The sequence below is a fragment of the Cellulophaga sp. BC115SP genome, assembly GCF_009905545.1.
Taxonomy (GTDB): Bacteria; Bacteroidota; Bacteroidia; order Cytophagales; family Spirosomataceae; genus Flectobacillus; species Flectobacillus rivi.
This window is the reverse complement of the sequence record NZ_JAAALB010000004.1, coordinates 39,922-59,862: the sequence shown is the minus strand read 5'-3', so window position 1 is coordinate 59,862 and position 19,941 is coordinate 39,922. Positions and strand designations below refer to the sequence as shown.

Annotated in this window: 15 protein-coding genes; 6 read left to right on the top strand and 9 right to left on the bottom strand. The window is 37.7% G+C overall.

Annotated elements, in window-relative coordinates; all coding sequences use genetic code 11:
* The first annotated feature begins 10 nt into the window (after positions 1 to 10).
* Positions 11 to 562 (top strand): LPS export ABC transporter periplasmic protein LptC, encoded by a 552-nt coding sequence (gene lptC / locus GVN22_RS04625; protein WP_166549885.1) that lies wholly within the window; start codon positions 11 to 13, stop codon positions 560 to 562.
* A gap of 82 nt (positions 563 to 644) precedes the next feature.
* On the opposite strand, the gene GVN22_RS04620 is transcribed toward lptC, so the two are convergent.
* Together GVN22_RS04620 and GVN22_RS04615 are read right to left on the bottom strand one after the other, a co-directional pair.
* A complete protein-coding gene (locus GVN22_RS04620) occupies positions 645 to 2,585 on the bottom strand; it encodes a PEP/pyruvate-binding domain-containing protein (RefSeq protein ID WP_166549884.1) in 1,941 nt (646 codons plus the stop codon).
* Between the two features lie 399 nt (positions 2,586 to 2,984).
* Positions 2,985 to 4,124 (bottom strand): 2-isopropylmalate synthase, encoded by a 1,140-nt coding sequence (locus GVN22_RS04615; protein WP_166549883.1) that lies wholly within the window; start codon positions 4,122 to 4,124, stop codon positions 2,985 to 2,987.
* Between the two features lie 538 nt (positions 4,125 to 4,662).
* On the opposite strand from GVN22_RS04615, the gene GVN22_RS04610 reads away from it, so the two are divergent.
* A complete protein-coding gene (locus GVN22_RS04610) occupies positions 4,663 to 6,441 on the top strand; it encodes an ABC transporter ATP-binding protein (RefSeq protein ID WP_166549882.1) in 1,779 nt (592 codons plus the stop codon).
* A 1-nt stretch (position 6,442) separates the two neighbouring features.
* Here GVN22_RS04610 and GVN22_RS04605 read toward each other — a convergent pair whose 3' ends face one another.
* Together GVN22_RS04605 and GVN22_RS04600 are read right to left on the bottom strand one after the other, a co-directional pair.
* On the bottom strand, positions 6,443 to 7,309 hold the full coding sequence (locus tag GVN22_RS04605; RefSeq protein ID WP_166549881.1) for an AraC family transcriptional regulator: 867 nt from the start codon (positions 7,307 to 7,309) through the stop codon (positions 6,443 to 6,445).
* Positions 7,310 to 7,350: 41 nt separating this feature from the next.
* Complete coding sequence (locus tag GVN22_RS04600) at positions 7,351 to 10,230, bottom strand: putative LPS assembly protein LptD (protein WP_166549880.1); 2,880 nt, start codon at positions 10,228 to 10,230, stop codon at positions 7,351 to 7,353.
* Between the two features lie 140 nt (positions 10,231 to 10,370).
* Between GVN22_RS04600 and GVN22_RS04595 the strand changes: the two genes are divergently transcribed.
* Both GVN22_RS04595 and GVN22_RS04590 read left to right on the top strand, forming a co-directional pair.
* On the top strand, positions 10,371 to 11,186 hold the full coding sequence (locus tag GVN22_RS04595; protein ID WP_205690788.1) for an N-acetylmuramoyl-L-alanine amidase: 816 nt from the start codon (positions 10,371 to 10,373) through the stop codon (positions 11,184 to 11,186).
* Between the two features lie 126 nt (positions 11,187 to 11,312).
* Positions 11,313 to 12,263 (top strand): MlaD family protein, encoded by a 951-nt coding sequence (locus tag GVN22_RS04590; RefSeq protein WP_166549879.1) that lies wholly within the window; start codon positions 11,313 to 11,315, stop codon positions 12,261 to 12,263.
* Positions 12,264 to 12,339: 76 nt separating this feature from the next.
* Here the strand turns inward: GVN22_RS04590 and GVN22_RS04585 are convergent, their stop codons facing one another.
* Positions 12,340 to 12,807 (bottom strand): Lrp/AsnC family transcriptional regulator, encoded by a 468-nt coding sequence (locus GVN22_RS04585; RefSeq protein ID WP_166549878.1) that lies wholly within the window; start codon positions 12,805 to 12,807, stop codon positions 12,340 to 12,342.
* Between the two features lie 213 nt (positions 12,808 to 13,020).
* On the opposite strand from GVN22_RS04585, the gene GVN22_RS04580 reads away from it, so the two are divergent.
* Entirely contained in the window at positions 13,021 to 13,341 is a 321-nt protein-coding gene (locus tag GVN22_RS04580; RefSeq protein ID WP_166549877.1) for a hypothetical protein, read from the top strand.
* A gap of 69 nt (positions 13,342 to 13,410) precedes the next feature.
* Here the strand turns inward: GVN22_RS04580 and GVN22_RS04575 are convergent, their stop codons facing one another.
* Positions 13,411 to 14,301 carry a LysR substrate-binding domain-containing protein gene (locus GVN22_RS04575; RefSeq protein ID WP_166549876.1) on the bottom strand — a complete coding sequence of 297 codons (891 nt, stop codon included), beginning with the start codon at positions 14,299 to 14,301 and terminating at the stop codon, positions 13,411 to 13,413.
* 96 nt (positions 14,302 to 14,397) lie between these two features.
* On the opposite strand from GVN22_RS04575, the gene GVN22_RS04570 reads away from it, so the two are divergent.
* Positions 14,398 to 14,901 carry a GNAT family N-acetyltransferase gene (locus tag GVN22_RS04570; RefSeq protein WP_166549875.1) on the top strand — a complete coding sequence of 168 codons (504 nt, stop codon included), beginning with the start codon at positions 14,398 to 14,400 and terminating at the stop codon, positions 14,899 to 14,901.
* Between the two features lie 362 nt (positions 14,902 to 15,263).
* Here GVN22_RS04570 and hemB read toward each other — a convergent pair whose 3' ends face one another.
* From hemB to GVN22_RS04555, 3 genes are all read right to left on the bottom strand, one after another.
* Positions 15,264 to 16,232, bottom strand: coding sequence for a porphobilinogen synthase (gene hemB, locus GVN22_RS04565; protein WP_166549874.1), 969 nt, complete (start codon positions 16,230 to 16,232; stop codon positions 15,264 to 15,266).
* 218 nt (positions 16,233 to 16,450) lie between these two features.
* The gene (locus GVN22_RS04560) at positions 16,451 to 17,404 is read right to left on the bottom strand and encodes a DUF4249 family protein (RefSeq protein ID WP_166549873.1); all 954 of its coding nucleotides are present in this window, start codon (positions 17,402 to 17,404) and stop codon (positions 16,451 to 16,453) included.
* 11 nt (positions 17,405 to 17,415) lie between these two features.
* Positions 17,416 to 19,842: a TonB-dependent receptor gene (locus GVN22_RS04555; RefSeq protein ID WP_166549872.1), complete on the bottom strand. Its 2,427-nt coding sequence runs from the start codon at positions 19,840 to 19,842 to the stop codon at positions 17,416 to 17,418.
* Positions 19,843 to 19,941: the final 99 nt, after the last annotated feature.

Here is a 19,941-nt window from a genome sequence, read left to right as displayed (position 1 = left end):
CGATTTTGGTATGAAAACAGACAGATATAAAGTGGCAATAGGTGTTATTTTGTGCTGGACATTGACGCTGATAAGTTGTAAAAAGGAAGAGAAAATTGTACAGAAGGGAATTTACAATGGTCCATTATCCGAGCTACATGGTATCAATATGGCATATACCGATTCGGCAAAGATTATGGTCAAAATGTCAACCGAAACACAGCTAACACTTCAAAACGAAGATAAAGTATATCCCAAAGAAGTAAGGATATTCTTTTTTGATAAGTTAGGGAATAATACCACAACACTCAGAGGCGATTCGGCAAGATTTATTCGTTCGAAAAATCTCTACCACATTATGGGGCGCGTGTTGGTAAATAACCAAATCAAAAATGAGACCTTACAAACCGATGAGATGTTTTGGAGCCCTGATACCAAGAAGGTTTACACCGATAAACCTGTTGATATCAAAACCCCTGAACAAGTCTTACACGGTGTAGGAATGGATTCTAATCAAGATTTTACCGATTATACGCTTCGTCGAGTAACAGGCGTCCTGAGCGTGAAAAACTTGCCCCAATAACAAAAAAGGTCAACACTTATGAGTGCTGACCTTTTTTGTTAACTCTCACTCACCCTAAAAAATGTCTCTATCAAGCTAAAAATTACTCAGGCAAAATATGATTTCGTAACAATCGTGCCTGTTTGAAATACAAGAAGTATTGCCCATCGGTGTTTTTTATCACTTTAAATTCGATATCGGTACTGTAAAGCTGTTTATCTCCTGATTCTTTCTGACGGTTCATCAGGGCTTGATGCACTTTGATGGCATTGATTCTCAAGACTTTTAGCAGTAAAGAAGCTTGTTCGTTTCCAATAAATACCTTGCCGATATTTGAATGACTTTTTACGGAGCTAACCACCCCATTTTGTCCTACCAAAAAAGCTTCTGGCTTGTCATTTTTCTTCGGGTTTGCTACTTCATTTTCACCTGGTTGGGTATTGACTAATACATCCACATTTCCACTCTTTTCGTGTGGTGTAACCAAAATGACACCATTGGCATATTCATCTACAAAGGCTGGACTCACCAAAATAGCCATAGCCACTTTTTTGTGGTCAATCCCAAAATATTCTCGTTCTTCAAATGCTTCATCATTCCACAATGACGCATAAACCTTCGTGATTTTTTCGGCTAAAACTTTATCGTTATCTGCCACATTAAATCCTTTGGAGGTATATAAACCTGCTCCATTGAACTGGGGTAAATCTTCGCAATTAGTTGAGCTACGAAGTTTTACTTTTTTACCTGCATAATACTTATTCAATATTCCACGCAAAGACTCAAGCATTGCCACACTTGGGGTGCTTTTTGCGATCACACTTCGAATTCTGGCTAAAGCTTTTTGCCTATCAGACTTATTTAACGTACTTTTTTTACTCAGAAAAAAGTTTATTTCCTTATCAGCTCCTTGTGCTAGCAAGTCCATATAAGGTTTAAACCCTATGGCATAAGCAGGCAAAACATACTCTTCGCCCAAAAGCTCATGAATCAAGGCATAGTTATTGGCTTTCGCTCCAATCAAGTTTACTTTTTGGTACTGTTTGAAATGTTTATTGAGCGGAATGGTAGACTCAAACGTTAATTCAGGATTGGGAATATTTACTTTTTGAGGTTGATTATTTTTCCAAAATTTTGCCGCATAATCTGACGTAACAGTTTTGATAATCAGCTTCTGGAATTTTGGATTTATTTCTACTATTTGACCAATTTTTGCCTTTAACTCTGGCCAATCCGAAAGACTTGTCAATGAGACATTGAGTGTTTTTCTATTTTTAGCTAAAAGATTTACATGCGAAAGAGGTGTTTGGGGTTCGAGCGTAATAATACCTGCCAATGGCGGCACTCTTTCTGGAATGTGCTCAAAAATGGCAATATCTTTTGAACTTAATTCTGTAAGGTTTTTCTCATTTTTAACATAAACCAATCGACCTACTGCTACAACTTCATTGAGCACTTCAACCTTGAATCCATTGAAATGCTTAATGAGATTCATAGCTGTTACCGACTGTAATTGCTGTTTGAGAAGAAGGGGCGCAAGCACCTTCTGACTTAAAATATGTTTCTCTTTTGTATTTAGTACTATTAATGGTTTTCCCTTAAACTGCTTGTAAGTTGTTGATATCAGTTGCGTCAACTTCTGTATAGAGCTCGTCATTGAAGCTGGAGTATCATCATACGAATAATCCTCTACACGTATAGCATAGGTATATTTTTTATCAGAAACCATATAAGGTTTAGCACTAAGGTCATATACAAAAAAAGGAAGATATTGACGTGTTTTTGAGATCGAAGCCAATGTTTTAAACTGCTTAAATGTAATAGTTCTCCCTAACTTTTTGTTTACAAATTCGGCGTGACCACGGGTTTCTTTGGGGTCATAAATGTACACTTTGGAAGTAGTACTCCAGTCTACCGCCACACCCGTCCAAGCAGGCAATGCGCCATAAGCTAAAAACTTATATTTGCTGATATCCTGAGCAGATACTTCGAAAAGAGCCAAGCTCATAACGAAGGTAAGCAGATAAGAAAGTGACTTTGACATAAGCTACAAATTTAAATTAAGGATTGGGATCGAGTTTTGATTTTGAGAAGTAATTTTAAGAGGCTAGTACTTTAGACTTTGAATATACGTCAAGAAATTGAGTGAACGCTCAATTATCAAAGGTTTTAATCAAAAAATTATCAAATGGTTAGTAAAATAAAAAAGGTCTTTGTGATAAACATTTTGTTTGTCACAAAGACCTTTTTTATTTATTCTTAAGTATTAATGCAAAATAAAATTGCATTAAAACGCTTTAGGCTGTAAGCCGTAGGCATTAGGCAAAAAAGCTTCAATTATTTCATGAGAAATACTATTTAACTTTTAGCCTAAAGCATATAGCCTAGAGCTTAAGGCTGGTAAAATTATTTTAATTTTGCCAGCTAACTTAAGTAGGTAATATTATCCTACTAATTCTTTCAAATCTTCGTCGTTTAATTGTTTACGCTCATCGGCCATCAACAAGAAACGAGTATACAATTTATCAAGTTCTGGTTTTTCGAAAGCAAAACCTAATAATTGCAAACGGTGACGCAAAGCAGCACGCCCCGAACGAGAAGTCAAAACGATTGCTGAAGAAGGTACACCTACATCTTCAGGATTCATGATTTCGTAGTTTTGCGCATGCTTCAAGAAACCATCTTGGTGAATACCCGACGAGTGAGCAAAAGCATTAGCACCAACTACCGCTTTGTTTGCCTGTACTGGCATACCCATCAAATTTGACACCATTAATGAAGTTGGGTACAAGAATTTAGGGTTAATACCTGTTTCAAAGCCTAATCCTTTGTGTACGTTCAAAATCATCGCAACTTCTTCCAATGAAGTGTTACCAGCTCTTTCGCCGATACCATTGATAGTAACTTCTACCTGACGAGCACCCGCTTGGATACCTGCAATCGTATTAGCTGTAGCTAAGCCCAAGTCATTGTGGTTGTGCATAGAGATCGTAGCCTGGTGAATATTCGAAACGTTTTCGAATAAGTAGCTAATACGCTCGTGCATCTGGTTTGGCAATAAATAACCTGTTGTATCTGGCAAGTTTACTACTGTAGCACCTGCGGCAATAACAGCTTCGGTCAATTGAGCCAAAAATGCTAAGTCTGCACGACCAGCATCTTCTGCGAAAAACTCTACATCTTCAACAAAGCTTTTGGCATATTTTACTGCCCAAACGCCTTGTTCGATAATTTTTTCACGAGTGGAATTAAATTTGTGCTGAATGTGTACATCCGAAGAACCAATACCTGTGTGGATACGTGGTCTTTTGGCATGTTTCAAAGCTGCAGCAGCTGCATCAATATCCTCTTTTTTGGCACGAGTCAAACCACAAACTGTGGCATTCTTCACGAGTTTAGCAATTTCTTCTACAGAACGGAAATCACCTGGAGATGAAATTGGAAAACCAGCTTCAATAATATCTACCCCAAGTAATTCTAATTGTTCAGCAACCTGCAATTTTTCTTCAGTGTTCAATTGACAGCCCGGAACTTGCTCGCCATCACGCAATGTTGTGTCGAATATTTGAATTCTTTGACTCATGACTTTTAAAGGGATTGATGATTTGTTAAATGTTGTTTCTTGGTTACAAAATAGTCGTTGCAATGGGTATAAAAAAACCTTTCCTCAGTTGGTTGTGAGAAAAGGCTTCGATTTGCACAAAAAACCTTGTCTCACTAATCAGCGAGAAGCTTAATGATGATAAAAAATTTATTTGTGCTATTATTTTCCATATCTCAAAACTATATAAAATTATTGACTATACAAAAATCTGGTTTGTAAGGAAGGATAAAAAAGATTGGATTTTTAATTATTTTAAAGAATAAAATTCTATTGTACATGCCAAATTGGCTATCTTTTTAGAATAAAATTCTAAAAAGATTATTATTAAAAACTATTCTTTATGTAAAAATAAGATTTTTTTTCGATTCTTAACTTTTTTATTATCTCAAACTTATTCAGAATTCATTCTTTTTTTGAAACTTTACTTTTTCAATAAAAATTGTATTTTATTAAGATTTCAAAAATAAAGGAGTAAAAGCAAATCGATTATCTTTTGAGATTTTTCTCCTCTTTCATTATGGCAAACAATCCTTATATTTCTCTTTTAAAAATTGCGTGGCAATATGCTCGACAAGAAAAAAAACGCTTCTTGTTGGTATATGCACTCTTCATTGTAGCAAATATTATTTTTTCTCTCAATCCAATCTGGTACGGTTGGTTTATTGATAAAATTCAGCTCAAAGGGGTAGATGTCCTCAAAGACACATGGATTTATGGCATAGGTTTTTTGCTTTTACGCTTTGTGGAGTGGTCGTTTCATGGTACAGCACGGGTAATGGAACGCAGTTTGGCCTTTAATCTTAGCCGTAACTTTCTGCATGAGCTTTATCACCAAACGCTACATTTGCCTGTAAAGTGGCATCAGGATAATCATAGTGGCGCTACCATCAACCGTATCCGTAAAGCATACGAAGCCCTAAAGACTTTTTTTCAGGATGGGTTTATGTATTTGCACGCTTTTTCCAAATTCTTCTTTTCTTTCATCGCGATGCTTTACTTTTCGCCTCTGTTTGGTGCCATTGGTGTGCTTTTGGGTATTTTTACCATTTGGGTCATTGCTCAGTTTGATAAACCTTTTATCAAGGCACTCGACGAAACCAACGAACGTGAGCACGTGGTATCCTCAACGCTTTTTGATAGTCTTTCGAATATTATTACAGTGATTACGCTTCGTTTAGAGAAACAAATGGAGCAAAGTTTAAGCGACAAAATCAAATATGTTTTTGCGCCCTTCCGTAAGCAGGTTGTTATCAACGAGTGGAAATGGTTTGTGGCAGATATGCTTGTAGGATTGATTTATGTTGTAATTACGGTAGGTTATGTTTATCAAAACTGGGAAGTTGGTAAAGTTTTTATGGTGGGAGGTTTGGTGACTCTGTTGGGCTATGTCAACAACTTTACGAGTGTATTTCATGATGTGGCTTGGCTCTATACTCAAATCATCCAGCATAATACCGATGTGCAAACAGCCCGTACCATTTCGCAGGCGTATCGGGAGCATCATCGTCCTGAAGAGGTTGAAACCTTGTCCAATAATTGGAATGCTCTGACAATTTCAAATCTAAATTTTTCGCATCAAGAAAATTACAGTTTAGAAAACAAATCTCAGGCATTACATCAGCTCAAAATTCAAATCAACAAAGGAAAACGTATTGCTTTTATTGGAGAAAGTGGGTCAGGGAAAAGTACCCTATTGGCATTGCTTAGAGGATTGTATGAACCAGAAAATGGCGTTCAAATCGACCTAGATGGTCGTTTGAAAGATGATATTGGTATCTTGGCCGAAACGGTTACGCTATTTCCACAAGAACCAGAAATTTTTGAGAATACCATTGAATACAATATCACGCTAGGCTTGCCATTTGAGGAGTCTGATATTTTACAAGTTTGTGATGTAGCCCAGTTTACCGACGTGATCAAGCAATTGCCTAATGGCTTGCAGTCGAATATTCAAGAAAAGGGTGTAAACCTTTCGGGTGGACAAAAACAGCGCTTGGCTTTGGCTCGTGGCGTATTGGCGGCTCGCAGTTCGCAAATCATACTCCTCGACGAACCAACCAGTAGTGTTGACCCAAAAACAGAAGTCTTGATTTATCAGCAATTATTTAAAGAATTTGAAGGAAAAGCGGTGCTATCAACTTTGCATCGCCTGCATCTGTTGAGCCAGTTTGACTATGTATATATTCTCGAAAAAGGACATATTGTAGATGAAGGCAGTTTTGAGTATCTGCTAGCCAATAGTGCTATTTTCCAAGAACTATGGAAACATCAAAAAGAAAGCCAACGAATCTCGTAGGCTAGCTTCTTTCTCCTTCTTTATAATGACTTGGTGTAACGTAGTATTTCTCTTTGAAGGCTTTGATAAAATGAGAAACGCTCTCATAGCCAATTTCCATACTAATTTCTGAAACGTTCATGCCCGTATTTTCTAACAAAAGTCGGGCATGTTCTAATCTTTTGTTTTTGAGCCAAAGCGCTGGTGAAGTTTGAAATTGCTTCTGAAAATCTCTTTTAAATGCCGATAAGCTTCTTCCAGAAAGTCTCGAAAGCTCTTCCATCGACAAAGGTTTGAGATAATAGCTATCCATCAGAAATTCCAAATCGGCTTTTTCTCCTTTGTAAATATTGTAAACAATAGACTTGAGCTTGCCAGTAGGGTCTATTTCGAGCAGATGCAATAGTAACTCTTGAAGCTTTAGATTCAGAAAGTGATTGAGATATTGGGTTTCGAGATGAAAATAAGGGAAAATCGAGTCGATATATTTCTCCAAACTTTCATTAATACCAAACACCAATAGCCCTTGATTGGGATCTGGTTCGACTAGAGAGTTTTCTTGAAAAAGGCTCAAGTGTCCCGCTACGAATTCTTTGAGTAGCTTTTCATTAAAAAAGAAAACCAAACTTCGGTATTGTTTATTAATCGCCTCCTGCATGGTGTAATAACCACGAGGAATGAATACCACATTGCCTTTTTTGACACGAATATCTTGTTCAGGCGTAACAAACTTCTTTTCACCCTCAAGCACAAATATCAAGGCGTGCTCCTCAAAAAACACTTCGTTTCTGAGGGGTGGATCCTGATTCCGATAGGCAACAAAAGTCATATCCTTAATTTTTAAGGACTGAAATTCTCCTGCATGTATGAAAGAAGGAACACGTATCATAAGAAAAAGAAGCCGTTGCATGCAACGGCTTTATAGATATTTTAGAAACCTCCACTATCGTAGAATGAACGACGACGTGAGAGCTTAAGCTCTTGTAATAAGGACGACTTCACACGTAAGTCGAACGAGTAGCTACCACCACGACCATACAACGGACTGGCAGCTGGTGTCCAGTTAAACTGCATTTCCCAACAGTGTAAATCACGGTGAATACTAATATTGGTTAAAGAAACACCTTTGTTGATAAAGTCATAACCTGACTGAACTTTAAAATCCCACTTTTCGGTCATCTTCACACTACCCGAGAAGGTGACTGCACTTACTGTTACGGCAGGTGCTAAACCTCTTTTGGCATAATTATATTGATAACTAAACTGAAATTCCCAAGGCACACTCCAATCTACATAGGAATCAATATTGCGATTGATTTGCTTCATTTGTCCTTCTGTACCATTGGCGCTGGTTTTAGGCTTATTCCCACCAGGTTTAAAGCTTTTACTTACTGACATATTAAAGGCTGAAAGATTAGCTAAACCTTTTCCAGTCGAAAACATATATTCATCCAATTGCTCTCCGACTGAACCATAGTTGGAATTGACTTGATATACATAAGGGTCGAGTGTACCTCCGATATTAACATCAAATTTTTTGACTCTTGAAGTTGCCCCAAAAGATACAGGAGCTAATTTGTACTTAGTAGCAAAAAAGTTATAGTTGGTCGATAACGAAAGGTTATCGATAATGGTGATCTTTTCAAACTCCTTAGCGGCTGTATCCGACTTTGCTTTTACTTTCGCTTCTATCGTATTGTTTAAACTAAAGTTAATACCTCCCGATCTACTTCCTACGTTTGTTAATGTTGGATTAAATGAAGATATTCTAAGTGTATCTTTTTTTCCAGTACTACTATTTGTTAGCACTACATCTTGGTAAAACCCATATTTTGTATCTGTGAAATCTGGAGTGTAGCTCACACTAACCGACGGCGTCATTACGTGACGAATACCTGCCAAACGCCCAAAGTTTTTGAAGTTTAGTGTTCCGTACAAACGAGTATTCATACTCATCGTAAATGCGTATTGGTAGTCTATAAATGACCCATTGGTCGTATCTATTTTCACAGCTCCAAGTCTTCGTAATGAATCCGAGGTAGCATAGTTGTTAAAATTCAAGAATTTGTAATTATACTTTCTCGTATATACATTTCCTGATAAGCTCATCCCAGGGGTAAGGTTGATATAACGACCAAGTTTGATATTCGGCAAAGAAATAGGGATAGAATACTGCATCTTCGTTTGCCCTTTACTCAAGATAGTACCTAAATTGGCAAAATTGAAACCAATAACCCCATCTCTTTCCAAATTTGTCGTTTGCGAATTTGCTTTAGTAATCTGGAGCGACTTTGTGTAATCAGTGTCAGTAGTATCTGTTCGGCGATAAACTGTATAAGGTAATGACAAATACGAGCGGTTGTCAAGTGCCACTTTGTTGGTAATACTTGTAGAGCCTGTAAAATCTAAGCCAAAACGGAATTGGTCTATCAATCTTTCGGTTACAGCTTTTTTCTTCTTAAATGGTTGGATTTGATTTAGACCAAAGTTGTAATTAATGGCAGAAGTAATCTCCTTCGTTGTGGTGTTCTGTGAGATGTTCATACTTGCCCCTGTACGAATCGCCTGTCCAAAGTTTTTGGAGTATTGTACCGATGAGTTCGTAGCATTGGAGGTATAGTTAGAGGTCACAAAACTGTTATATTGGTTGTAGCTATTACTCACAACATTGACCGATGCTGAGAAACTAGAATTACCTCTACTTTGTGGTGAGTGCGACCATTGAATCGAAAAGTCATTACGAACAGCAGGGCTAAGTGTCGATTCGTCAGCACTAATTCCTTTACGATACTGTAAGTTAAAATTACCACTATAACGATATCGTTTCACGTATTGCGAATTGGCACCAAGCCCCCAGCTACCATTAGCATAAATTTCTCCTGTAGCACGTACACCAATATTGGGACTTATAGCAAAGTAGTAACCACCATCACGCAAGTAGAACCCACGACCTGAAGGTTCTTCACCATAGGTAGGCATCAAAATCCCCGAAGTACCTGATTCTTGTGGTGGGCGATAAGGGAAAAAACCAAAAGGTAACCCAATCGGCAAGGGAATATTGTTGAGTTCGACGTGAAAAGGTCCTGCTACGATTTCTTTTTTTCCTACAATTTTAATTTTAGAGGCATTGATATGGAAGTGTGGTTGTGCCAAATTACAGGTCGTATAAATAGCATTTCGGATATATAGGTTATCCTCATCATCCTTTTTTACCTTCTTCCCTTGTACATAGCCTTCTCCTTGTTGAGTAACAATCCCTTGAATTAGAGCTTTTCTCGACTTGAAGTTATACTTGATTTCATCGGCATTGTATTCGTCATTTCCTTGCTTAAATACAGGCTTTCCTTTGACTTTTTTGGTAGTAGAGTCCATCGTCCCATGAGCATCTACTTGATTTATAGCCCAATTAAGCTTGATAAAATCTGCTTGTAAGGAAATATTCCCATACGTTACTTTGGCATCACCATAGAGATACACGATTTGTTTTTCGGTATCCATGATGGTCGAATCTTCTGCCATGTACTGCACGGTGGTTTCTAGTTCATCTGGCTTTTTGAGTGAATCAGGAACAGTTTTTGTACCTTTCTTTCCCAAAGAATCAAGATTGTTTTTACGCAAAGTATCCACTGGCAAAGCTTTGGTCGAAGTTGCAGTGGTTTTGGTAGATTTACTGTTGTCTTTACCTTTGAGAAGTCTTTGTGCATTTGCCGAATACGCAAAACCTAGCACGAACATCGTACCGATTAAGAGTAGGACTTTTTTTGAAAGACTTAAAAAATTATATTTGCCTGTTCTATAGGAATTATCCATTGTATAGGACGCGTTCTAATAAGTTATTGGAAATAAAGTCTTCTTTACTTTGAAGCATTCCAATTTTATCAATTCGTAAAAGATTTAAAATACAAAATTACTTTATATAACGTTCTTGTTAACGAACCAGCCTGAAAATAATGTTAAACTTTCTTAAAGGTTTCCTTCTAATACTAATGATTGGTGGTTTAACTGGCTTCAGTTTGCCACAAATAGGGATTGAGCCCGACTCAGTTGCTGTTGCATCAGCAAGTACCAATATTCGTACCATTGTGCTAGATGCAGGTCATGGAGGTAAAGACCCTGGGTGCTCAGGACCATCGGGGGTACGAGAAAAAAATATTGCCTTGAAAATAGTGTTGGCACTTGGCAAAAAAATTAAGGAAGAATATCCTAATATTAAGGTGTATTATACCCGCCAGACCGATGTCTTTGTAAATTTACACGAGCGCTCGGCAATTGCTAATCGTAATAGAGCTAATCTTTTCATCTCTGTTCATTGTAATTCACACCCTTCCAAAAAGTTCAAAGGAACTGAAACATATACGATGGGGTTACATAAAACAGGGGAAAACTTAGATGTTGCCAAAAGAGAAAACTCTGTAATTTTGCAAGAAAGGGACTATAAAAAGACCTATAATGGTTTTGATCCTAACTCGCCTCTGGCTCATATCATGATGGCAAATTACCAAAGTGCCTTTATGAATAATAGTCTTAAATTTGCTCAAAAAATCGAACGTCAGTTCAAAAGATACAGCGACCGCACGAGTTATGGCGTAAAACAGGCAGGTTTTTTGGTTTTGTGGGAAACGGCTATGCCAAGTGTATTGGTCGAAGTAGGCTTCTTGACCAACCCTAACGAGGAAGATTATCTTTCATCTTCAGATGGGCAAGATGAAGTGGCTAAATCTATTTTCAGAGCATTTAAGTCCTACAAAGAAGAAATTGAAAACTAAGCTAGTGGGAAAAAGGGTTTCCTTTGTCATTGCTTTATAATACTCTAGTCAAAGAGTTTGATCCAAAACTCTAATTTAGTAAATAGTGGTTTTATAAAATCACGCTCTTTACCATTTCTTACATCAATGAATATATCAAAAGAAGCGAAAGTCGGCATTTTAGCTATAATTTCATTTACAGCACTCTATCTTGGATTTAATTTTCTGAAGGGCTCTTCCTTTTTCTCTTCAGAAAAAACCTATTACGTTACTTTCAACGACGTACAGGGATTGGTTCCTTCTAGTCAAGTGGCATTAAGCGGTCTTAAGGTCGGAATTGTGAAAGACGTAATACTCCAAGACAATGCACAACACTCAATCCAAGTGGTTTTGAGTATTAGAAAAGACTTAATCCTACCACAAGGAACAAAAGCCGTGTTAGCCTCTGATGGTTTATTGGGCGGAAAGCTCATCCGCCTAGACATGGGCAAAGGTGCTGCTATTGCTGATGGAGGTAAACTTAAAGGTATTTTGGAAACAGGTTTGACGGACGTCCTAAAAGAAAAAGCCTTACCTGCACTTTCACACGTAGACTCTCTATTGATTACGCTCAAAACTGTGGTGGCGGGCTTCCAATCAACTTCAGCAGCGTTGAATATATTGCTCAAAAATTCCAATTCTACCATTACGACGCTTGGTACTTCGATGAACAGTACGATTGCTGAAAACCGTTCGAATCTTAATGGCATCACTGGCAATTTGAAAACTCTTTCTGGAAATTTAGTTGAAACTGAAAAGCAGTTCAAGCCTCTTTTAGGCAAATTCAACAAAATGGCTGACTCGCTTAACGCACTCAAAATCAATCAAGCATTGGCAAGTACACAAAAGTCGTTGGATGAACTACAAAAAGTAATGGCAGGAATTCAGGCAGGTCAGGGAAGTCTCGGAAAAATTTTGAAAGACGATTCTTTATATACCAACCTCAACAAAACGATGGTTGATTTGGACAAACTTCTCATTGATTTCCGTTTGGCACCAAAACGTTATGTGAATATTTCTGTTTTTGGGAAAAAAACACCTCCACCAGCGGTGAAGTAGTGATAAGTTGTGAGTTTTGAGTGCAGAATACTGAGATGGTAGTAATCAGCACTCAAAACTCACAACTCATCACTTATTAGACTTGTATCGGAACGGGCGTTTGGCTTTTGATTTCGTTAACAACAAACCTACTTTGTGCATTTCCAATATTGGCTAAAGTCGCCAATTTATGTAAGATAAACTGACGATACTCGTCCATATCTTTGACCAATACCTTCAACAAAAAGTCTGCTCCTCCCGAAATACAATAACATTCAACCACCTCAGGCAACAACAACACATCGCGCTCAAACTGAGCCAAAAACTCTGCGGCATGTTCTTTTAGCGTCACATCCACCAATACAACCAAACCTTTTCCCAATTTAGATTTATTGAGAATAGCTGTATATTTCTCAATAATCCCATCTTGCTCAAGGCGTTTGATACGCTCGTGTACGGGCGTTGTTGTCAAATTAAGCTTTGCTGCAATTTCCTTGTTGGTCATCAAAGCATCTTCTTGCAACAATTTTAATATTCTTAAATCGGTATTATCTAACGAAGCCATAGAATAAAAATCTTTTTTGAGATTAAATCATCAACCTTAAAGCACTAATAATCTACAAAAACAAACATAAAAAGAATCATATTCTAATATAGATATAAATATTGGACTATCATTCTTTATTTTCTAAATTTGATAAAAATAAATACTAGTTAGCTCGAAAATATTCAAAACGCAGCACTAGTACGATTTGTCATCATAAATAATTATAGGCTTATGGAAACTTACCTTCTCACACTCGGCTTTCAGGACAACGACTTCACCGTTCATTTATTGATGAACACGCTTCAAAAGCATTTTGAAGAAGTCCAATTCATTGAATTAAGCAATCGTGAAGAAGTCTCAAGATACCGTAAGTTGCGCCTTGTCGTCAATGCCGACTGGAATCATTTACTAGCTGCGTCAAAAAGCTTAGAAAAAAATACTGCTGTATTCGAAATTCAAATTATGGACCTAAGCTCTGGCGATACACCAAGCTTGTGTGGCATATATCGTAAACAAAGAAACCCAACAAATTATTACCGCACAGCGGCATAATGATTTTCGTTGATGCAAACAGGCATAAAGGTGTAACTCGCTCCTTTATGCCTATTTTTTTCCCTACCATCAATCATACCTAAAATCTACCGAGCTAGCTGTATCCAAAAAGTTATGCAAAATCGGATTGGTATCGTCTTTTCTCCAAACCATTGATAACTGTGTTCTTTCAGGTAATTGGTCTAAGTCTATAAATCGCACGTTGACTGGCGAACTAATGCGATAGGACGATGGCAACAGGCTTACGCCGAGGTTGTGTTCTACCAACTTCAAAATCGTAGTTCCAAAGTTTGATTCATGAATAATATTGGGTAAAAAACCTTCTCGCTCACACATTCTCAACAAAATATCATGGTAGGTCGAGCCTGCATGCCTTGGAGGTAAGATAAACGATTCGTTTTGTACTTGTCTCAGTCCCGTAAAGTTTTCCTTAGTCAAAGGATGGTTTGGAGGAACAACTAGCGAAAAACATTCCTCAAAAATGAGCCTCGAATTCAAATATTTATCAGGAATAGGCTCTCTTACAAAACCCACATCTACCTGATAGTTTTGTAATGACTCAAACAATTTGTTCTCTAATACCTCCGATAATACTCCTCGAATCTTGGGGAAGTATAATTTTAGTGCTGACAATAAAGTTGGCAAAACCGAGAATACTGCCGACCCTGGGTGTGCAATTCTCAAATCACCCTCTTCTCCCCTATGAATAAGCTGCGTACGTAATCGAACATATTCGAGTTGAGAAAGTATTCTTGATGCCTCATTTTGAAGGTATTCACCTGCGGGAGTCAATTTTACATTTCGTTTATCACGTTCAAAAAGCACTACATCTAATTCATTTTCTAACTGTTGAATTTGTCGGCTCAAGGCTGGCTGTGCTACATAAAGTTTTTCGGCAGCCTTCGAAAAGTGCAACTCAGAAGCTACACCCAAAAAATATTCTAATTGTCGAATATCCATACTTATAACAAAAAAGCATTATTTAATATAAAATAAGTATTTTTTCTTATAAGTTCAAAAGATTTTCTTTGTACTATCAAAACATTACTCAACGCCATGCAAGTACAAATAGCCAATACTTCACATATAGAGGCACTCCTTGCACTAGCCATTCGCACCTTCGTAGATACTTATGCCATTTATAATACTCCCGAAAATCTGCAATTATATCTGGACACTAATTTTACGCCAGAAACAATGGCGAAAGAATTATCAGAAAAAGGAAGTACATATTTGGTAGGGTTTGAAGAAGATACGATGATTGCTTTTGCGAAGATTCGAACTATAGATACTATTCTAGAGGACTCGGAGGCAGCCGAAATACAGCGTATTTACGTTGATAAAAGCTATCATAGCAAAGGACTTGGCTCGGTAATGATGAAAGCTTGTATTGATTTTGCCAAACAGCAAGGTTTCAAAAAAATGGGCTTAGGCGTCTGGGAAAATAATCCTAAAGCTATTGCTTTTTATGCTAAATGGGGGTTTGAAAATGTAGGTGTACATACCTTCGTACTTGGCTCTGAAGAACAAAGAGATTTTATTCTTTTGAAAAATATATGATTCGGTAAGCTAGAGGGTACAAGGTATTTTGATTATGTGTAGGCATTTAATACTATATAAATTTATAAGCAAGGTACGCTTTGCAATTTTCTTCTGTTAAAAAACAATCTCTTAGAAAAGCTTATGCTTGCATCTGAGAAGTAACAAAAACTTAAAAATATCAAATAATAGAAAAGGTTAATGACTAAAGCCTCCTACCTCTGGTGAGAGGCTTTGTAGTTGGTAATAAGGTAAAATAATATTGCCTTATTAGGCTTTTTGCATTAAGCTATAAGCGCTCGGAAAAATATGTTTATGGTTTATTAAGAAAGATATTAAAATATTTAGCCTACCGCATAGAGCTTAATGCCTAATGCCCACTATTATTTCACTAACTCTGCGTATTCTTTAGCAAAATAGGTCAAAATTACTTTTGAACCTGCACGTTTCAACGAAGTCAAACACTCAACCATCGTACGAGTACCGTCCAACCAACCATTCTGAGCAGCGGCTTTTACCATCGCATATTCGCCTGATACGTTATAGGCTGCAATTGGGATATTGAAATTATCGTTCAAGGTTTTGATAACGTCAAGATATGCCAAGCCAGGTTTTACCATCAAATAATCTGCTCCTTCCAAGTAGTCTAGCTCAGCTTCGACTAACGCCTCACGTATGTTGGCAGGGTTCATTTGGTAAGTTTTCTTATCTCCAAACTTAGGAGCTGAATCCAAGGCATCACGGAACGGTCCATAAAAAGCAGAAGCGTATTTGGCCGAATAAGCCATGATTCCTACATTAATAAAACCTTTGTCGTCCAATGCTTCACGAATGTATCCTATACGCCCATCCATCATGTCCGATGGTCCAACAATATCTGCACCTGCTTCAGCTTGCGCTACGGCCATTTTAGCCAACACTTCCAATGACTCATCGTTGAGAATCTGTCCGTTTTCGACAATACCATCGTGTCCATCCGCACTGTATGGATCCATGGCTACGTCTGACATGATACAGATTTCTGGAAAAGCATTTTTGATGGCATTAATCGATTCGAGATAAATATTACCTTGGCGATGGCTTTCGGTAGCATATTTATCTTTTTTCGCTTCAGGAATTTGAGGGAACAAGGCAATAGAACGGATACCTAAATCTTGTATTACCGCTAATTCATCAAGCAATTTGTCTGGTGAGTAGCGGAAAATACCTGGCATTGATTTTACTTCGGTTGTCAGATTTTGACCCTCCATGACAAACATAGGATAAATCAAATCATTGACTGAGACTGTTGTTTCTTCGACCATTGCACGGATAGCCGAAGACTGACGATTTCTTCTTGGTCTTCTTAGCATACTTTCAAGCTAGCGTTTTTACTAGCGTTTATTGAAAAAACCTCTGTTCGTAAGTTTTAGTGCCACAAAGGTAAGGAATTAGTCATTGAGTGAATGGATGAATGAGGGATTTGTACACAGAAGATGTAGTGTTTTTTAAAATTTCTTTTGGTAAAATATGCTATTTGAGTTCTATGCCTCACTACTACATTACAATTAATCATTCACTATTCATATCATTATTTAATTACCGTTACAGCCGTTCTGATTTGTTGATAAGAAGCAAAAACACCTAAGCCATTCTCCACATTAGTATAAGTAAGTACAGGTTCTGAAAATGGATTTCGTCCGCTACGACGTACTTTATCGACAGAGATATTAAACAGATAATAAGGATAATCTGTTACTGCTACATAAATTTCAGCATTTCGACTAACTACATTCAAATCGTTGGTAGCATTGAGCAACATAGGCTGCGTAGCCAAGGTCATTCCGTCTTGTCCAGCGTCGGTCATATATTCTTGACGACTATTGACAAAACGGCGAACTACCACAAAGCGATTTTGAGCATCTAATACCCTCATATTTTCATAATAAAATGCACCCACAGCATAGTAATTAACAGTACTGGCAAAGTCTAATACACGTACAATAAGAGCGGGATAAGCCTTATTATTTCGGTCATAACCTGTTGTCAATGATGGATTAATAGCCGTTCGTTGTACCCGTTGGGTAGGTACAGTGCATTGGGCTTTTACTTCTTTCCCTTTGGCTTTAGCTATCATGGTGTACGTTGTACCTCCTACTATTGGAATATCTTTGGTTGAGATAACGTATCTATCTTTCGTTAAAAAGTTTTCTTTATAATGTCCCGTACTGTCTACTTCGATGTAATCGAGATAGGTAATTTGTTGATATTTAGCTGTCACGGTTCTTGTTCCATCCGAAAGCGTAATCACAGCATCCTTTAATACAGGATAACGGTCTTCACCTTCGTTGATAACACCAATCACAGGTTGGTTGGTGGTCAAAGAGATTTCAATCATCGTATCTTGGGGACAAATAAAGCTTTGTAGCACCAGTTTTTCTTCAAAAGGAAGGGCTATATCATTGACCAAAGTTTCACAAGAACTAAGTGATAACAGAGCCACTATTGCCACAACTATTTTTTGCCAAAATTGAAAGAATTTCATGGTCTGTTAGATTAAAATTTGAAACTATATGTAGCAGAAGGGATAATACCAAACAAAGCATACTGCGCCAAAGATTTAGTCGTCTGGTCAGTTGTAGTATTATAGGTGCTTTTGAAAGAATAGAAATAGGCATTCTTGCGATTGTAAAGATTATATACGCCAAACTCCCAAGTACGGGTATGTCCTTTTTTCATTTTTTTATGAAACTGTACCCCCACATCTAAGCGATGATAAGGTGGTGCACGAAAATTATTTCTTTCGCGATAATCAGGTATTTCACGGGCACTGTTATAATATTGATTTACGCCAGTTTGATTCAAGCCTGGGATATGACTATAAACTTCATAAGTAGAGATCGGAATCGTAAACACATTGCCTGTTCCATATACCCAAGTGGCCGACAAGGTAACATTTGGTTTTAAGTGGTAAATACCCACCAATGACAAATCATGGCGACGGTCGTATTTGGGATAAAATTCTTTCCCGAAGTTTAACTCATCAAACTGATGAAAAATCCAAGATAAGGTATAGCCTATCCAGCCTGAAAACTTACCTGTTTTTTTCTGTAATAAAAACTCTGCCCCATAAGAACGCCCTTTGCCTGCGGTCATATTACTTTCCCATGGAGATTCCTGTGTTTTGGTTTGAGTAAAGCGTTGAATACTTCCATTCAGAATAAAAGAGCTACCTTCTTTCAACGCCACGATTTGATTCATGGTTTTATAGAAACCTTCTAACGTGATACTAAACTGTCGCTCGGGGAAATCTTTGGCAAAACCCAAGGCTACCTGTTGCGAGCGCTGTGGTTTTATCAAATTGGTAGATGGCACCCATAAATCTGTAGGTAAACTTGCACCAGAGTTTGACACCAAATGAATATATTGATTCATTACGGCATAGGATGCTTTCAGTGCCCAGTCTTTAGGCAATGTCCATGCCATAGCCCCACGAGGCTCCCAGTTATGATATTCTTTTTCGGAAGTACTAAAACTCGAATAGCGTAAGCCTACATTAAATCGTAGATTGGGGAGAGGCTTGTAGTTATCTTCCACATAAACACCCAACTCAAGCGCATCGATATTTTCGACGGCATCTTTGTAGCGAGAAGCCACATCATCTTGTAACTCAATGGCTGATGGTGTAAAACGGTGCATGGTAGCTAGCGCCCCTGCTTTGAGAGTATGAATAGGATTAGGCAAAAAGTCAATATCAAACTTAGCACCAAGGTCTCTGATACCAGAAGAATAATACAGACTGAAATTATTGATACCTATCGCATCGAGATTTGACTGTAAACTTGATGTCATAAAGTCATATTTACTATAAATCAAAGAGAGATTACTGAATAGATTATCGCTATAGAGGTGATTCCAACGCATAGTGGCGGTTTGGTTGCCCCATTCTATAGACGATTCTAATTTAGATTGCAATTGCATATCTCTCACATAAAGTCGGTCTTGTCCAAAATATCCACTTAGAAATAGTCGATTTTTTTGTCCAAAATCATAATTCAATTTGGCATTGAAATCATAAAAATAATAGCGACTTCCTTTTTGTTCTTTAGGAATAAGCGGCTGAGTCAAAATGTCCAGATAAGTACGTCTGGCAGAAACTAAAAATGAAGAACGTTTTTGCTTATCAATAGGACCTTCGGCCACTACTCTTGCACCAATTAAGCCAATCCCTCCTTCTACATGATAATCTTGTTTGCTTCCTTCCTTCATTTGCATTTCAATCACTGACGACAACCGCCCACCAAAACGGGCTGGAAATCCACCTTTGGTTAGTTCAACACTTTTGAGGGCGTCGCCATTAAATACCGAGAAAAATCCAAATAAGTGATAAGCATTATATACAGGAGCATCATCCAGAATCAAAAGGTTTTGGTCAGGTCCACCACCACGCACATAGATACCCGCATTGCCTTCTGATCCTTTTTGCACACCAGGCATTAGTTGAAGGACTTTTAGCACATCTTTTTCACCCATAAAGGCAGGGATTTCTTTGATTTGCTGAATCGGAATAGAAATCTGCGACATCTGTACCTGCTCCGAAAGCTTTTGTTGCTCAATACTATTGGCTACAACTTTTACCTCCTCCAAATCTTGATTACTAGGTTTTAAATCAACATTGATGGTAACTGATTTTGATTTTGCGTGTACTTTTTGAGAAAAAACCTGATAGCCTACAAAACTATAAACTACCTCAATGCTGTCTTGAGCCTGAAAACTCAAGGAGTAAAAACCATAATTATTACTTTGAGTCCCAATACGGGTACCCTTTAGCATAACATGCACCCCTGGGAGCAACTCGGCGCTTCCAGCTTCTTTGATATAGCCACTGATGGTAATTTTTGAAGTATTTTGCCCCATTACTGAGGTGTCAAACAACAGTAATGCAGACAAAAGAAGACATAGCAATCCTATGGGTTTGTTCATGTAGGTTCGTGGTGGTGATACAGGTATTTAGTTTATATTTATCAGCAAAGTAATATCCAAACTCGGAAAAATTATAACAAATTCTTAAATATCAAGCAA

What these genes read in the sequence shown, in the direction of transcription:
- lptC (WP_166549885.1), top strand. Translation starts at nt 11, where the DNA reads ATGAAAACAGACAGATATAAAGTGGCAATAGGTGTTATTTTGTGCTGG.
- GVN22_RS04620 (WP_166549884.1), bottom strand. Translation starts at nt 2,585, where the DNA reads ATGTCAAAGTCACTTTCTTATCTGCTTACCTTCGTTATGAGCTTGGCT.
- GVN22_RS04615 (WP_166549883.1), bottom strand. Translation starts at nt 4,124, where the DNA reads ATGAGTCAAAGAATTCAAATATTCGACACAACATTGCGTGATGGCGAG.
- GVN22_RS04610 (WP_166549882.1), top strand. Translation starts at nt 4,663, where the DNA reads ATGGCAAACAATCCTTATATTTCTCTTTTAAAAATTGCGTGGCAATAT.
- GVN22_RS04605 (WP_166549881.1), bottom strand. Translation starts at nt 7,309, where the DNA reads ATGATACGTGTTCCTTCTTTCATACATGCAGGAGAATTTCAGTCCTTA.
- GVN22_RS04600 (WP_166549880.1), bottom strand. Translation starts at nt 10,230, where the DNA reads ATGGATAATTCCTATAGAACAGGCAAATATAATTTTTTAAGTCTTTCA.
- GVN22_RS04595 (WP_205690788.1), top strand. Translation starts at nt 10,371, where the DNA reads ATGTTAAACTTTCTTAAAGGTTTCCTTCTAATACTAATGATTGGTGGT.
- GVN22_RS04590 (WP_166549879.1), top strand. Translation starts at nt 11,313, where the DNA reads ATGAATATATCAAAAGAAGCGAAAGTCGGCATTTTAGCTATAATTTCA.
- GVN22_RS04585 (WP_166549878.1), bottom strand. Translation starts at nt 12,807, where the DNA reads ATGGCTTCGTTAGATAATACCGATTTAAGAATATTAAAATTGTTGCAA.
- GVN22_RS04580 (WP_166549877.1), top strand. Translation starts at nt 13,021, where the DNA reads ATGGAAACTTACCTTCTCACACTCGGCTTTCAGGACAACGACTTCACC.
- GVN22_RS04575 (WP_166549876.1), bottom strand. Translation starts at nt 14,301, where the DNA reads ATGGATATTCGACAATTAGAATATTTTTTGGGTGTAGCTTCTGAGTTG.
- GVN22_RS04570 (WP_166549875.1), top strand. Translation starts at nt 14,398, where the DNA reads ATGCAAGTACAAATAGCCAATACTTCACATATAGAGGCACTCCTTGCA.
- hemB (WP_166549874.1), bottom strand. Translation starts at nt 16,232, where the DNA reads ATGCTAAGAAGACCAAGAAGAAATCGTCAGTCTTCGGCTATCCGTGCA.
- GVN22_RS04560 (WP_166549873.1), bottom strand. Translation starts at nt 17,404, where the DNA reads ATGAAATTCTTTCAATTTTGGCAAAAAATAGTTGTGGCAATAGTGGCT.
- GVN22_RS04555 (WP_166549872.1), bottom strand. Translation starts at nt 19,842, where the DNA reads ATGAACAAACCCATAGGATTGCTATGTCTTCTTTTGTCTGCATTACTG.